Raw genomic sequence first — 14,917 nt, 5'->3', positions numbered from 1 at the left:
GGTTCTGAGCAGGCGCACGGTGTTGGTGTCACCGGATGCGCCCACAGGATCGGCGTCGGCGGGCGCGTTCGGGTTATACGCGCGGGTGTCGTCTCATGATCAAAAGCGCATTCACCACAATCCGGGCACCGGACGCTGGTATGTGGACGCCTCCTGGCAGCGCAAGGCCGCGCCGAGCGTGCCGTTGGAAGCAGTGCGGCCCGCCGCGCTGATCGGGGTGGACATGAACACCGATCACCCGCCGCATGGCGACTGGACCCACACGGCAACCCGATCGGCGCGCCGCGCACGTTCAGCTACCAACTCGACGGCGCCGCCGATCACCGCGACGCCCAACTCCGCCACGCGCTATCTGGGCTGCTGCACTGGGCGCAGCGCACCGGGGTCAAAGCGATCGCGGTCGAGAATCTCGACTTCACCGACTCCACGACACGGGAAAAGCATGGCCCGCCGGCGCCGGTTCCGGCGGATCATCTCCGGTATGCCCACCGCGCGGTTCGGGGCCGCCCACAGAGCAGAACTCACTTCCCCTCAGTGTCTAGGAACGGTACTGTTCCGGCCGTGTGGCACCCCGCAGTGGTCCTCGGGCTTGTGCTGGCGCTCGATCCGGTGCGTCTTGGGCTGATCCTTTTGATGATCTCGCGGCCGCGGCCCGCGCAAAGTCTGCTCGCCTACTGGGTCGGCGCCATGGCAGCGAGTGTGCCCTACATGCTGGGTCCGCTGATGGTGCTGCACGTGACACCAACCTTTAGGTCTTTTGCGCAGCATGTCGCCAGCCCGGCCACTTTCGCCAGCCCCATGGTCCGGCACATCCAAATCGGTATCGGTGTGCTGGCACTATCGGTTGCCGCCGTGATGGCCGTCCGCTTCTGGGCGGGGCAGCGGTCGCAGCTAGCAGCAGACGGCGGCGCGGCGGCCCCGACGCCGGACTCCGCTGCGCGGCCGCCGGAACCCGCGCCGGATACGCCCAGGCAGAGCCAATCTGCCCGCCGGGGGCTGCGCGCCCGCGCCCACCAGGCCTGGGTAAACGGATCCTCCTGGCCCGCGTTGATGTTGGGGGCCGCGTCGGGGCCACCACCTTTGACGGTCCTCCTGGTGCTCACGACCATCATGGCCTCGGGAGTGGGGATCGCCACGCAGATCGGCCTTGCCCTGGTGTGGGTGGTCGGGATGTTCGTAGTCGTCGAGGTCATTCTGGTGAGCTATCTGGCCGCGCCTGCGAAAACCCAAACGATCCTGCGGCTGCTGCACGAGCAGATTTTGGCGCACCGTCAACAAGTCCTGACATCGATGGTGGCTGCCATCGGGGTCGCGATGATGTTGTACGGCATCGGCGGCCTCGGAGCCAGCGGCTGAAACCCATCGGCGGCGCGGGTTCCCACCAGTCGGAGCCGTGCAGCCGGCCGCTGGCCGCCTGCGCCGGTCAGCCCACCCGCCGCACGCGGGCGAAATCTTCCACCAGATCAGCGGCGGCCGCGACGCTTTTACCGGACGGGGTCATCTGGGCGGCGATCTGACGGGCCCGCGCCAGATAGGACGGGGCCAAAATCTTACGCAGGTCCGCGACCAGCGTTTTCTCGGTGGTCGTCGAAAAACGCCGGGCAGTGCCCACCCGCAACCGTTTCACCGCGGCACCCCACATCACCTGAACGTCGGCCATCCACAGGATCAATGTGGGCACGCCGGCGCGCAGACCCGCGGCCAGCGTGCCCGCCCCGCCGTGATGCACCACCGCCCGGCAGGCCGGAAAGATCGCCGCGTAATTGACCGCGCCCACCACCTTGACGTGCTCGAGATGCGGGAGGGCACGGAAATCCGTCGAGCCGGCGCACACCAGCGCCCGCTGCCCTAACCGCGCGCAGGCCGAGCTGATCATGGCGAGGGTGTCGGGCGGGGATTCCACCGGAATACTGCCGAACCCGAAACAGATCGGCGGTGTGCCCGCGGCGATCCACGACAACACGTCGTCATCGGCATCGGTGGGCAACTCCAGCGTCAGTGTGCCGACGAAGGGCCGCTGGCCATCCCATTTGGCCCATTCGGTGGCCAGCCCGGGAAAGCACACCTCGTCATAGGCCTGGATTTCCAGTGATCCACGCTCGGCGATGCGTCGCGGCGCCGGGCGGGTGGCCTTCGGCAGACCCAGTTCACGGCGCTGCGCGTTTTCCACTTTCTTTACCCCACGCCAAACCAGCCACTCGTACACCGTCATCGCCGCGCGGATCAACGGCGCCGGCAAAAACGGAACGATGTGGCCGTTGACCCGTATCGGTAACCACAGCAGGGTGGCCAACGGAATGCGTTGAAACTCAGCGATGTTCACAGCGAGCTCTTGGTAACTCAGGCCGGTGACAAGCAGGTCGGCGCCGTGGGTCAGCGACGCCAGCGTGGTGCTCATCTCCCCCCAGCACTCGGTGCCGGGCTTGCGTGATTCGCGCAATAACCGGATGAGCTCGTTGATCCTCCAGAAGTTGCGGAAAAAGCGAGTCCAGAAGTTGCGCGTCACTTCCAGCCACGCCTGCGTGTCCGGCCCGTAGGTGACTGCCGGAAGGCCAGCCGTCTCAGCGAAGCCCACCAGGTCGGGGGGGACGGCGATGCGCACGTCGTGCCCACGGCGCAGCAGCTCACGACCAATAGCGACACCAGGCTCGACATCGCCGCGAGTTCCATAGAACGCCAGCACAAATCTCATCGCGGAATCTGGCCTTTCGTCCACTTCCCGTGCGCGTTCGGCGAATGAAAGCGGGAGGCTCGCGTCACCCGGCGCAGCCGCCCAGCAGCATAACCACCCGAACCCGCGCTAGCGAGCGGAAATCGCGATCTTTTCCGGCGGTGACCGGATACACCGGATACAATTGTCTTCAACGTCGATTCGGCTGACAAAAACGATTCGCAAGTGCCGCCCGCGCTGGGCTTACGCCATTGATCGGGCCACACTAGTGGTGCTGGCCGACGATCCGATAGGCGGAACTCTGGTTTGCGCCCGGGTTCGGTTCTAGCATCCCAACCATGGTCCAATTCACAGCGCACCGCCGCGACATGGCTGCACGGCTCGCCGGCGCCGACGGTGCGCTCGGCCGGGCAGTCAAGACCTGGATCCGAAGCCTCAACAAGCGGCTCTACCCGTACCTCACCCGCCACGTCGGTGACGACGTGCTCTTTCTGAACTGGTCCTACCAAGAGGATCCGCCGATGGCGTTAGCGCTGGAGGCCGCTGACGAACCCTACCGATACCCCATCCAGCTTTACCACTGCACCGCAACCCAGGCCGGTGAGCTCGCCGGGAAACGAGTGCTCGAAGTTGGCTGCGGACACGGCGGCGGTGCCTCGTATCTCACGCGCGCCCTAGGACCAGCGTCATATATCGGATTGGATTTGAACCCGGCCGGTATCGAATTCTGTCGGCGGCGCCATCACGTGCCGGGGTTGGAGTTCGTGCACGGAGATGCCGAGAACCTGCCGTTTCCCCCGCAGTCATTTGACACGGTGATCAATATCGAATCCTCGCACTGTTATCACCATTTCGACCGGTTCCTCGGCGAGGTGGCGCGGGTGTTGCGTCCAGGCGGGGCGTTCTTGTATGCCGATGTGCGGCACCGGCTTGAGTGCGCTCAGTGGGAGGCGGCGCTGGCCGGTGCGCCGGGGTTGCGGGTTATCGCATGGCGGGAGATCAACGCAGAGGTTTTGCGGGGGATTGAACTGAATTCGGCGCAGTGGCAAGCGGTGGCAGACAGTTTAGTGCCCGGATTTTTGCGACGGGTGGCTCGTAAGGGAACGCCGGCGCGCGGGTCGGGGATCTACCGCAGGTTGGAAAGCGGGACAACGTCATACCGGATGTACCACCTCGCCAAGACCTCGGGCGACTCGCACTCCTGACGAGGGGCTCACAACCGCGCATTGCGGTGACGTCGCGGTCGGTCTACAACAGTCGAACTTTTGTCATACAGGCGTGCCAGGCTCGCACGCCGCGGACCATGCCGTGTCATTCCGTTGTCACCGTGGGCTACGGCGATCTCGTTTCTGCCGTCGGCTCCAACAGCAGCGCCGGCGCCGGCATCGGGGACTTGGCCTGGTTCGTCAATGGCCACCTCGATCCCGCACACCTGCTCAGAGGCGGCTGTTCGTCGTCGGCAACGACTTTCAGCGCGATCGTCAATTCGATATTCCTCCACCAGGATTCGAGCAGCATCCCCAAAGGCCGAAAGCCGTCGCGGCAGCCGCCGGCTCGTCTTAGGCCCACGTCCCGCGACGCCGGTGCGCGAGTGCCACGATTTCGAGCGCCAGCCTCACTATCGAGGGCCGCATGAGCCGGTTGAGTTGGCGGTAGCGGCCGCAATCCTCGAACGCCGCGCGGAAACCACGCTCGCTGGCGCGATATGCGTCGAAAACACGATCGAGTGCGGACTGGTCCCAGGGCTCGTCCCGGGCAGCCGCGTGCAGCGCCGCGTAGACCACCGACATCCAGTCGGTGCCGAAGGGCTCTGCGACCGGACCGTGGTAGCGATGGTGCCGAAGATCAGGTGAGAGAAACTCCTCGATTGCGGCCTCATCCCGGGTGTTGAGATTGATCGCCAGCGCCGCAGCGATCCGTTTGACTTCGCGGCGCCAGTCCTCCAGGAGGTTGGCGTATTCGACGAAAACGCGTGGGACGCCGCGGGTGTGCCGCTCGGCGAGCAATGTGTATTTCAGCCACCAGGCGCTCGCGAGCGCCGGGGAGACGTGGACGTAATGCTGACGGCTGGTGCGTCGTTCAAACGACGCGATGACTTCCTGCGGGTGGCGCACCGCAACCACGGCTGCGACGTCAAATCCGGCTCCGCGCGCCGCGTCAAACCACATCCCGGCCAGCGCCGTGATCTTCGGTTCCTTGATGACCACGAGCGGCGCGCGCGGCAGTGTGGTGAGAAACGCTCGGATATCGGCAAGGCAGGCGGCCCGCTGCTCGGCGTCGAATGAGCCGTCCACGTGCGAGGGCAGTGCCAGGTCGTAGGCGGAGCTGCCCTGGCGACGCAGGATTGCCTCGTTGAGGTGGACGGCGGCGCGCGGCTCCCAACAGCCGCTCGGATTACTGGCGGTGGCACCCAACAAGCCGGCTGGGAGCGCACCACCACAGAGCGAGAGCACCCGCGTGAGCGCCGACGTTCCGGACCGGCCTAAACCCAGCACGAACAACGCGACAGAGCGTGCCGCGGTCCCGGGCCGTGCGTTGTCGAGGGTCACCAGCACGCCTCCGGTGTCGATGCCGCACTCGGCATGGCAGCGCGCGCCTGCCCCAACTGTGAGAGCAACGCGTCGGGCTTGTGGATGTCCACTGTGCCAAGAACGTTAACCGTTGACGCCAGGGATGTCAGCTGGTGCGCTCGCATTCATGCCCGGGTCGGTGACGGCGAGGTGTACGCTCCACAGAGCGTCACGGGGACTCGATCCGTGTCGTGGGAGGCTGACAGGTGGCAGTCCGGATACGTCCGGCGCGAGCGTTCTTTCACGGCCGCTCATCCGACGGTGAAGCACGGCCGGACAATCGGCTCGCATTGATGGACCAAGGGTTCTTCGCGGGGCATCGCGCCGCGGGCCAGAAGGAAGTCACGCAGTGCGTGTGGATTTATGAGCATCCTGTCGACTTCGATGGGCTGCGGCGGTTCCACCACAATCTCGGTTACGGGTTGATGGGACGGCGCATCGAGCGTTCGCCCTTGCCGTTCGCCCGGCATCGGTGGGTGGTGGACCGGTGGCCGGCAGACATCGATATCGCCGAGTGTGCCCGTCCGCGTTCTGAACTCAGCGACTGGGTTGACGAGCGCTCCCAACTGCCCACCGATCCGGAATGGGGCCCGAGTTGGCATCTTGGCGTCCTTCCCCTGACCGACGGCGCGACCGCGGTCACCGTGGTGGCTTCCCACTACGTGATCGACGGCCTTGGATTCGTGGTCGCGGTAGCCGACGCGATCCTGGGCAATAGGCGCGATCTTGGCTACCCGCCGCCACGTTCACGCACCCGGCTGCGTGCAGTACTCGAGGATGCCGGGCAGACTGCGCGCGACGCACCTGAGATCGCCCGGGCACTCGTCGTGGCATCAAAACTGGTGCGTCCGACCCGGCGCCGGGAGTCAGCAGCATCACCACCGGTCGGCGTGGATGCTGGCGGCGGCGATGAGCCTGTCGTCGTGCCGGGTATCACGATATATGTCGGCCTGGAGGAGTGGGATGCCCGTGCGAACGCTCTTGGCGGCACGAGCAATACACTGGTCGCCGGATTGGCCGCCAAACTCGCGGAGCGGATGGGCCGCCGACGCAGCGATGACGGCGCCGTCACGTTGCAGCTGCCGATAAGTGACCGCACCGAGGGTGATACCCGGGCGGTGGCACTGTCTTTGGTGCGTGTCCGGGTCGACCCGACGCGGGTGACAACCGATCTGCGCGATGCCCGCGCGGCCATCAAGCAGGCGCTGACGACGTTGCGGGAAACGCCGGATGAGTCGGCGCAGCTCCTCTGGCTGACCCCGCTGACGCCGAAGCCGGCGTTCAAGCGAATGGTCGACGCGGCGTTTGCCGACCCTGATCTCCCCGTGATCGTCTCGAATCTGGGCGATCTCGGCTCGCTGGTGAACCGCGCCGATGGCACCCCTTCCGAGTACCTGTCCGGACGAGGGATGCGCCAAGGCCTCACGCGGCGGTGGCTTGAGCGCATTGGCGGAGAGATGTATCTGCTGTCTTTGCGCATCGGCGGCAAGATCTCCATTACCGTCCGCGCCTACCAACCCGGCGCCGAGAACACAAAGACCGCTTTGCGTGAGCTGGCCGCGCGCACGCTGGCGGAGTTCGACCTCACGGGCAAGATCGACTAACCGGGGGCTCGCCGCCGTCGTGCGTGTGGGGTCTCTGCTTGCTTCTTGCTAGGCCCTCGCGCCGCTGTTTTCAGCTTTTCTGCAGGTCGGGGCGTTGACAAGCCGGGTGGTGCTCGATTCGGGAGTCTTAGCGGGAACTTTGGTGAAACTCTTGGACGGATGTGGGGGCCTTTACTATGGTGATCTTTGTTGCACACATGTCGCCTAGGGTGGGTGCGGTGGTCGAAGACATTGTGCGTGACGTCGAACGAGTTCGTTCTGACGTCGCGATGGCGGGCCAAGACCTTCGTCAACGGTCTGGTCGTCGGCCTATTTTTTGGTGGGCTGGGCGCCGGTCTTCGTCGGCACTTCAAGCGCCGGGTGGACCTGGCCGGAGGCGACGAACCGCTGGGTTTGTGGTTGTCAAAGTTCTTAAACAGCTGTGGATTCCGCTGGTTGTGCTGGCCGTGGTTGGTGCTGGCGGATTTACGGTGGCGCGGCTGCACGGTATCTTCGGGTCAGAACGGCAGCCGTCATATGCCGATACCAGAATCGACACCACCAAACCTTATAACCCTAAGGTTCTGCGGTACGAGGTTTTCGGGCCGCCCGGCGCTGTGGCCGTGATCAGCTATTTCGATGTCAACGGTGATCCACAGCGCGTGAAAGGCGCCCATTTGCCGTGGTCATTGGAGTTCGCGATCACTCCGACAACGCCTGCCGGGAATGTCGTTGCGCAGGGTGATAGCGACAGCATTGGCTGTCGGATTCTTGTCGACGGGGTAGTGAAAGCTGAGAAGATCACGCACGAAGTGAACGCCTTTACATTCTGCCGGCTGAAGGCCGCATGAGTAACCATCAGCTGCGTGATAGTCGGCCGCTGGTAGCGCGGACGATCTATAGGTTTTCGGTGCCCATCATCCTAGGGTGGCTGGCGATCTTCGTCATCTTGAGTATCGCGGTACCCTCGCTGGAACAGGTTGAAAAAGAGCATTCAGTATCGCTGAATCCCAACGACGCGCCGGCTTTTAACGCCGCACAGCGCATAAACCAGGATTTCAAGCAATCCGGTAACGGCAGTGTCGCGATGATCGTCTTGGAGGGTCAGCAACCCCTCGGTGACGATGCGCACAAGTATTACGACCGGTTAATTCGTGAATTAAAAGACGATCCCCGGCATGTGAAGCACATCCAGGATTTTTGGGGTGACCCGCTCACGGCCGGGGCAGCGCAAAGCAGCGATGGTAAGGCCGCCTACGTTGAACTGGAGCTTGCCGGCAACCCGGGGCAGGCCCTGGGGACCAAATCGATCGAAACCGTTCAGCACATTGTCGCGCAGACGCCGGCGCCTCACGGGGTAACGGCATATGTCACCGGCCCTGCAGCAATCGCGGCGGATATGGGCCGCAGCGGCGACAGGACGATCATGATGGTCACTGCGGTAAGTATCGCGGTGATCTTCGCGATGTTGTTGCTCGTTTACCGTTCGGTCATCACGGTAGTTCTGTTGCTGCTGATGGTCGGAATCGAATTACAGGTCGCCAGAGGAAGCGTCGCGTTCCTTGCCCACCACGAGATCATCGGCCTTACCACCTTCGCCGTTAATCTGCTGGTATCGCTGGGGATCGCGGCTGGAACGGACTACGGGATATTTTTCATCGGGCGGTATCAGGAAGCACGGCAGTCCGGTGAGAGCCGGGAACAGGCCTGTTACACCGCCTACCGCGGGGTCGCCAAGGTTGTCTTGGCGTCGGGTTTGACGATCGCCGGAGCGGTTTTCGGGCTAACCTTCACCCGTTTGCCCACGTTCCATGCGCTGGGTGTCCCGTGCGCAGTGGGCATTGTGGTCGCAGTCGTGGTCTCGCTGACGCTGGTGCCGGCCGTTCTCAGTGCCGGCAGCCGTTTCGGCCTGTTCGAACCCAAGCGGAAAATCCGGGTCCGTGGCTGGCGGCGGATCGGCACGGCCATCGTGCGGTGGCCGGCACCTATTCTTCTCGCGACGTTAGCGATCGCGCTTGTCGGCCTCCTGGCGCTACCGGGATATAAACCGAGCTATAACGACCAGAAATACATACCCGGCGATATCCCCGCCAGTTTGGGGATTGCAGCCGCGGCGCGACACTTTCCTCAGTCGGCAATGATGTCGCCCGAGATCCTTTTGGTGGAAGCCGATCACGATCTACGGAATCCGACAGATTTTCTGGTATTGAACAAACTGGCTAAAGCCGTTCTCGCCGTTCCGGGTGTTTCGCGGGTGCAGGCGGTGACGCGGCCCGAAGGAACCCCGATCGGGCACACCACGATCCCGTACATGCTCAGCATGCAACAAGCTGGGTTGCTACAGAATATGACATTCCAGCAAGAGCGCATGAATGACCTGCTCCAGCAGGCCGACGAGTTAACCCAAACGATCGGCATCATGCAGCACATGTATGAGCTGATGCAACAACTTATCGCCACGACTCATCACATGGTCGGCGAAACGCATGATATGCAGGCGATCGCCAACGAGTTGCGCGATCACATAGCGGATTTCGAAGACTTCTGGAGGCCGATCCGCAGTTACTTCTATTGGGAAAGACATTGTTACGATATCCCGATCTGCTGGTCGCTCAGATCCATATTCGATGCTCTCGACGGTGTTGACGACATCACCGACAAGTTGCAAGAGCTGGTCACCGACCTCGATCACCTGGACGTGATCATGCCGCAGCTGCTCACACAGTTTCCACCGATGATCGCGATCATGCAGAGCATGCGGACGATGCTGCTGACCATGCACAGCACCATGTCGGGCACCCTGCGCGCGATGGACGAGAACAGCACAAGCGCGACAGCCATGGGTAAGGCGTTCGACGCAGCCAAAAACGACGATTCTTTCTATCTTCCGCCTGATATTTTCAAGAATGCAGACTTCAAGCGCGTGATGAACATCTTCTTGTCGCCGGACGGGAAAGCCGTTCGTATGCTCATCTCGCAGCGGGGTGATCCCGCGTCGCCCGAGGGAATTTCTCGAGTCGACGCGATTAAGAGCGCGGCTGAAGAAGCGCTCAAGGGAACCCCGCTGGAAGACTCGAAGATCTATCTCACCGGCACCTCGGCCATGACGAAAGACCTCGTGGTGGGATCCAGATACGATCTTCTGATCGCGGGAGTCGCGGCGCTCTGCTTGATCTTCATCATCATGTTGATCATCACGCAAAGTTTTGTTGCCGCGCTGGTCATCGTCGGAACGGTTGTGCTGTCGCTGGGGGCGTCTTTCGGGCTGTCCGTACTGGTCTGGCAATATCTCGTCGGCATACCGATACACTGGGCGGTGCTCGCAATGTCTGTGCTCATTCTATTGGCGGTGGGCTCTGACTACAATTTACTGCTGGTCGCCCGGATGAAAGAGGAAATCAGCGCGGGCATAAAAACGGGAATCATCCGCGCAATGGGTGGTACCGGCAAAGTCGTGACGAACGCCGGACTAGTGTTCGCGTTCACCATGGGATCCATGATTGTCAGCGACTTGCGCAGTATCGGGCAAGTAGGCACAACCATCGGAATGGGTCTGCTCTTCGACACATTGGTCGTGCGCGCGTTTATGACACCCTCCTTCGCCGCGCTGCTGGGCCGGTGGTTCTGGTGGCCGCAACACGTGCGGCCCCGCCCGGCGAGCCCAGTAGTGCGGGCTGTCGGATCTCGCCCGTTGGTAGCCGCCTTGATGGTTAGGCAACAGCAGTAAGTGGCCAATTTCCAGTTCAGAATGGGTCAGCCAACCGTGGAACGCACCGTGGCAGCGCGCGACAACAGCAGCGGTGATCGCCGGTTTGTGGTCAGCGGTGTCGTCAAAACCGACACGCGTCCCGACGAATTGGATGTCTGTGCCGCCTCCCGGTGGAAAGCGGCATGAGCACCGACCGTCCCCCGTTGCCCGTCGTCGCGCGGACGATCCGCACGTTTGCGCCGCTCATCATCCTGGCGTGGGTGGCGCTGACTCTGCTCGTCACTTTCGCGGTTCCGTGGCTGGAGCGGGTCGGCCGGGCTCATTCCGTGCCCTTGAGTCCCCGAGACGCCCCGTCAGTGCAGGCCATGACACGTATGGGCATGGACTTCGCGGAGTCCGATTCGGATAGTTTCGCGATGATCGTGTTGGAGGGCAAACAGCGGCTCACCGACGATGCCCACACGTACTACGACAGGCTGGTCCGTGAGTTAAGAGCCGACTCCGCGCACGTCGAGCATGTACAAGATTTATGGGGGAATCGAATCACGGCCCCGGGTGCGCAAAGCGCTGATGGTAAAGCCGTGTATGCCCAAGTGAATCTGGCCGGAAACCAAGGTACGACCTTGGGGCAAGAATCCGTGGCAGCGGTCCGGGATATCATTGACCGGAACCCACCACCGCCCGGTGTGAAGATCTATGTCACCGGTCCGGCCGCGCTCGTCGCAGATATGCAGCGCAGTGGTGACAGATCTGTTCTGAAATTGACCGTCATCGGCGGCGTGATAATCTTCGCAGTCCTGCTTGTCGTCTATCGCTCGGTCGTCACCGTGATCGTGTTGTTAGCCACCGTGGGGATCGAATTATTTGCGGCGCGCGGAATCGTCGCGTTTCTCGGCGATAGGAATATGGTTGTCCTGTCGACGTTTGCCGTTAATCTGTTGGTCGCTCTGGCCATGGCGGCCGGAACTGATTACGGAATATTCTTCTTTGGTCGATATCAGGAGGCACGGCAGGCCGGCGACGATCCGGAAACGGCTTACTACACCACCTACCGCGGGGTCGCCCGGGTTGTCTTGGGATCGGGTTTGACGATTGCCGGGGCGATGTTGTGCCTGAGTTTTACGCGGCTGCCCATCTTCCAGACGATCGGCTTGCCGTGCACTATCGGGATGCTCGTCGCGGTGGCCGTTGCGCTGACACTGGTGCCGGCAGTCCTGACCGTGGGAGGCCGCTTCGGGCTCTTCGACCCCACACGCACAATCAAAGTCCGCCGATGGCGGCGGATCGGCACGGCGATCGTCCGCTGGCCCGCTCCTATTCTCGTCGCAACCCTAGCGGTCGCGCTGATTGGTCTGGTGACACTACCGGGCTACAAAACGAGCTATGACGACCGACTGTACATCCCCCGGGACATTCCAGCGAATCTGGGATACGCGGTCGCCGACCGCCATTTCTCGCAGTCACGAATGATGCCCGACATACTGATGATCGAGGCTGACCATGATATGCGGAATCCGGCGGATTTCCTCATCCTGCATCGACTGGCCAAGGCAATTTTCCGGGTTCCGGGTGTTTCCCGTGTGCAGGGAATAACGCGACCCGAGGGAACACCGATCGAGCACACCTCGATACCGTTCCTGATAAGTATGCAAAACGCGAGCCAGCGACAGAACATGAGGTTCATCGAGAACCGCATCAATGACATGCTGGTCCAGGCCGACTTGATGACTAAGCAAATCGCGCTGATGGAGCGCATGTATGAATTACAGAAACAGATTACAGCCTATACCCACCACTCGATCGGCGTGACAAAGCAAATGCACGACGTTGTCATTGAGTTGAGGGAGCACATGGGCGATTTCGAAGACTTCTTCCGGCCCATCAAAAGCTACTTTTATTGGGAAAAGCATTGCTATGATATTCCGATATGTTGGTCGCTGAGGTCGATATTTGATATATTAGACGATGTCGATACGCTGACCGATAAATTCAGTGATGTTGTGCACGACCTCGACAAGGTTGACGCGCTGCTACCCAAACTACTCGAGCAGTTCCCTCAGCTGATCGCGACGGCGAAGGCCACGCGGACGCACATACTGGCGATGCACAGCACTATGTCGGGGATCTTCAGCCAGATTGACGAATCGAGCGAAAACGCGACCGCGATGGGACAGGCCTTTGACGCCGCAAAAGACGATGACACATTCTACCTGCCTCCGGAAGTTTTCGAGAACCGAGACTTTAAGCAGGCAATGAGTTTTTTCCTGTCACCCGACGGGAAAGCAGCTCGGTTCGTGATCACCTACAGGGGTGACCCCGCGACCCCCGAAGGCATCGCCCGTATCGATCAGGTGAAAGCCGCGGCCGAGGAGGCGCTCAAGACGACACCGCTCAAGGACGCCACGATTTACATCGCCGGCACCGCGTCGACATTCAAGGACTTTCACGACGGCTCCAAATATGATCTATGGATCACGGGAGTTGGTGCGCTCTGTCTTATTTTCATCATCATGCTCATCATCACGCGAAGTTTTATTGCCGCCTTGGTCATCGTGGGTACAGTAGCGCTGTCACTGGGCGCATCGTTTGGCCTCTCGGTGTTGATCTGGCAGTATATCCTCGGCATAAAATTGCACTGGATGGTGCTGCCGATGTCCGTGATCATCCTCTTGGCTGTGGGCTCCGACTATAATTTGCTGCTGGTCGCCCGGATTAAAGAGGAAATATCCGGCGGTTTAAACACCGGTATTATTCGCGCCATGGGGGGTACGGGCAAGGTCGTGACTAACGCGGGCCTGGTATTCGCGTTCACGATGTCCGCGATGGTAGTCAGCGACTTGCGGATCATCGGCCAGGTCGGGACCACGATCGGTTTGGGCCTGCTGTTCGACACATTGGTCGTGCGCTCATTCATGACACCCTCGATTGCTGCGCTGCTCGGGCGTTGGTTCTGGTGGCCTCAGATAGTTCGGCCGCGCCCGGCCGGTCGACTGCTTCGGCCAGTGAGATCGCGTCCGGCGCCCCAACCACAACCCGCGCTGCACTGGGACGACTACTACGATGACGCTGTCACAATCGAACTCCCGCGGCCGCTGGTTTAGACGCCATGACCAGGCTCGGATCTAGGGCACGCGTACGCCCGATCGATGAAAACATGCAGTGTCCGGCGATACCTGTTATCCGCCCTCAGATTCGGAACGCGGCTTAAATGGGTGATATCGAGTGCCCCAGCACAGAATTGAAAAGCACGTCCGACGGCGACCGCCGCTGCCCACGGCTGCGCTGAGCGAATCCAATCAGCGAAGACGATATTTGTCGGCGGCTCACCAATTCCGGCTAGTGTGCTAAACAGCGCCGCGGCACAATGCGGCTCGGCTTATCAGCCACGTGCGGTTCCGATCGGTGTGCAACAGGCGAACTTCCGGTCCGGCGAGTTCGGCAGCAAAATCAATTGCTTTCCGCTGCGTCTTGGCGGTATCGCCGATACCTGGCAGACTATGCGTGTGCGCGGAATCATTCTGGCCGGTGGTACCGGCTCACGACTGCACCCGATCACCATGGGCACCAGCAAACAGCTGCTGCCAGTTTTCGACAAACCGATGGTCTACTATCCGTTGTCGACTCTGATACTTGCAGGAATTCGCGACGTCCTGGTGATCACAACGCCGACCGATGCCGCGGCATTCGGCAGACTGCTGGGCGACGGTTCGCAGTTTGGTATCTCGATAAGTTATGCGGTTCAGCCGACACCGGATGGGCTCGCTCGAGCATTCGTGATCGGCAAAACCCACATCGGGACGGACTCCGTGGCGCTCATTTTGGGCGACAACATCTTCTACGGTCCCGGCTTGGGAGCCCAGCTCAGCCGATTCAGCGAGATCCACGGAGGCGGAATATTTGCCTATCGGGTATCCGATCCGACAGCATATGGGGTCGTCGAATTCGACGCGCACGGCCGCGCGATTTGTATTGAGGAGAAGCCAAAGCGTCCTCGATCGAATTATGCGGTGCCCGGACTGTACTTCTATGACAATGATGTAGTCGACATTGCAGCCTCGCTGCGGCCATCGGATCGCGGTGAGTACGAGATCACTGACGTAAATCGCGCATACCTCGACCGGGGTGATTTGTCGGTAGAAGTCCTGCGTCGAGGGACCGCCTGGCTTGACACGGGAACCTTTGATTCGCTGTTAGACGCCGGGAACTATGTCCGGACTATCGAACGACGCCAAGGTCTGAAGATCGGTGTGCCAGAAGAAGTTGCGTGGCGCCGCGGGTTCATCAGCGACGACCAGTTGCGGGAACGAGCCGAATCCCTGATCAAATCGGGGTATGGCGGCTATTTGCTCGAGCTTCTTGACGAAGCGTGACAGCCGCGCTCAGC

The 14,917-nt window shown here is 61.6% G+C and carries 10 protein-coding genes; 8 read left to right on the top strand and 2 right to left on the bottom strand.

The window, feature by feature from the left end:
- Positions 1 to 561: 561 nt before the first annotated feature.
- Entirely contained in the window at positions 562 to 1,356 is a 795-nt protein-coding gene (locus tag G6N08_RS04835; RefSeq protein WP_163754898.1) for a GAP family protein, read from the top strand.
- 67 nt (positions 1,357 to 1,423) lie between these two features.
- Here the strand turns inward: G6N08_RS04835 and G6N08_RS04830 are convergent, their stop codons facing one another.
- Positions 1,424 to 2,692: a glycosyltransferase gene (locus G6N08_RS04830; RefSeq protein WP_163754897.1), complete on the bottom strand. Its 1,269-nt coding sequence runs from the start codon at positions 2,690 to 2,692 to the stop codon at positions 1,424 to 1,426.
- Positions 2,693 to 3,009: 317 nt separating this feature from the next.
- Between G6N08_RS04830 and G6N08_RS04825 the strand changes: the two genes are divergently transcribed.
- Positions 3,010 to 3,876: a phthiotriol/phenolphthiotriol dimycocerosates methyltransferase gene (locus tag G6N08_RS04825; protein WP_308494701.1), complete on the top strand. Its 867-nt coding sequence runs from the start codon at positions 3,010 to 3,012 to the stop codon at positions 3,874 to 3,876.
- Between the two features lie 354 nt (positions 3,877 to 4,230).
- Here the strand turns inward: G6N08_RS04825 and G6N08_RS04820 are convergent, their stop codons facing one another.
- Entirely contained in the window at positions 4,231 to 5,220 is a 990-nt protein-coding gene (locus tag G6N08_RS04820) for a sulfotransferase family protein (RefSeq protein WP_163754895.1), read from the bottom strand.
- A 314-nt stretch (positions 5,221 to 5,534) separates the two neighbouring features.
- Between G6N08_RS04820 and G6N08_RS04815 the strand changes: the two genes are divergently transcribed.
- The 6 genes from G6N08_RS04815 to rfbA all read left to right on the top strand — a co-directional run bounded on the left by G6N08_RS04815 (position 5,535) and on the right by rfbA (position 14,903).
- Positions 5,535 to 6,845: a hypothetical protein gene (locus tag G6N08_RS04815; RefSeq protein ID WP_246216608.1), complete on the top strand. Its 1,311-nt coding sequence runs from the start codon at positions 5,535 to 5,537 to the stop codon at positions 6,843 to 6,845.
- Positions 6,846 to 7,240: 395 nt separating this feature from the next.
- Positions 7,241 to 7,675, top strand: a complete 435-nt coding sequence (locus tag G6N08_RS04810) for an MmpS family transport accessory protein (RefSeq protein WP_246216607.1) — start codon at positions 7,241 to 7,243, stop codon at positions 7,673 to 7,675.
- Positions 7,672 to 10,551 (top strand): MMPL/RND family transporter, encoded by a 2,880-nt coding sequence (locus tag G6N08_RS04805; protein WP_163754891.1) that lies wholly within the window; start codon positions 7,672 to 7,674, stop codon positions 10,549 to 10,551. The genes G6N08_RS04810 and G6N08_RS04805 overlap by 4 nt, the downstream gene beginning before the upstream one ends.
- A gap of 21 nt (positions 10,552 to 10,572) precedes the next feature.
- Positions 10,573 to 10,719, top strand: coding sequence for a hypothetical protein (locus G6N08_RS04800; RefSeq protein ID WP_163754889.1), 147 nt, complete (start codon positions 10,573 to 10,575; stop codon positions 10,717 to 10,719).
- Positions 10,716 to 13,634 carry an MMPL/RND family transporter gene (locus G6N08_RS04795; protein WP_163754887.1) on the top strand — a complete coding sequence of 973 codons (2,919 nt, stop codon included), beginning with the start codon at positions 10,716 to 10,718 and terminating at the stop codon, positions 13,632 to 13,634. The genes G6N08_RS04800 and G6N08_RS04795 overlap by 4 nt, the downstream gene beginning before the upstream one ends.
- 402 nt (positions 13,635 to 14,036) lie before the next feature.
- On the top strand, positions 14,037 to 14,903 hold the full coding sequence (gene rfbA, locus G6N08_RS04790) for a glucose-1-phosphate thymidylyltransferase RfbA (RefSeq protein ID WP_163756698.1): 867 nt from the start codon (positions 14,037 to 14,039) through the stop codon (positions 14,901 to 14,903).
- Positions 14,904 to 14,917: the final 14 nt, after the last annotated feature.

The sequence above is a fragment of the Mycobacterium botniense genome, assembly GCF_010723305.1.
In the GTDB taxonomy this organism is placed as follows: Bacteria; Actinomycetota; Actinomycetes; order Mycobacteriales; family Mycobacteriaceae; genus Mycobacterium; species Mycobacterium botniense.
Note: the sequence above shows the minus strand (reverse complement) of the source record. Positions and strands in the feature narration are given on the sequence as shown.

Excerpts from the sequence above, each read along its gene's own strand:
- G6N08_RS04800 (WP_163754889.1), top strand. The coding sequence starts at position 10,573 with ATGGGTCAGCCAACCGTGGAACGCACCGTGGCAGCGCGCGACAACAGC.
- G6N08_RS04825 (WP_308494701.1), top strand. The coding sequence starts at position 3,010 with ATGGTCCAATTCACAGCGCACCGCCGCGACATGGCTGCACGGCTCGCC.
- G6N08_RS04805 (WP_163754891.1), top strand. The coding sequence starts at position 7,672 with ATGAGTAACCATCAGCTGCGTGATAGTCGGCCGCTGGTAGCGCGGACG.
- G6N08_RS04815 (WP_246216608.1), top strand. The coding sequence starts at position 5,535 with ATGGACCAAGGGTTCTTCGCGGGGCATCGCGCCGCGGGCCAGAAGGAA.
- G6N08_RS04830 (WP_163754897.1), bottom strand. The coding sequence starts at position 2,692 with ATGAGATTTGTGCTGGCGTTCTATGGAACTCGCGGCGATGTCGAGCCT.
- G6N08_RS04795 (WP_163754887.1), top strand. The coding sequence starts at position 10,716 with ATGAGCACCGACCGTCCCCCGTTGCCCGTCGTCGCGCGGACGATCCGC.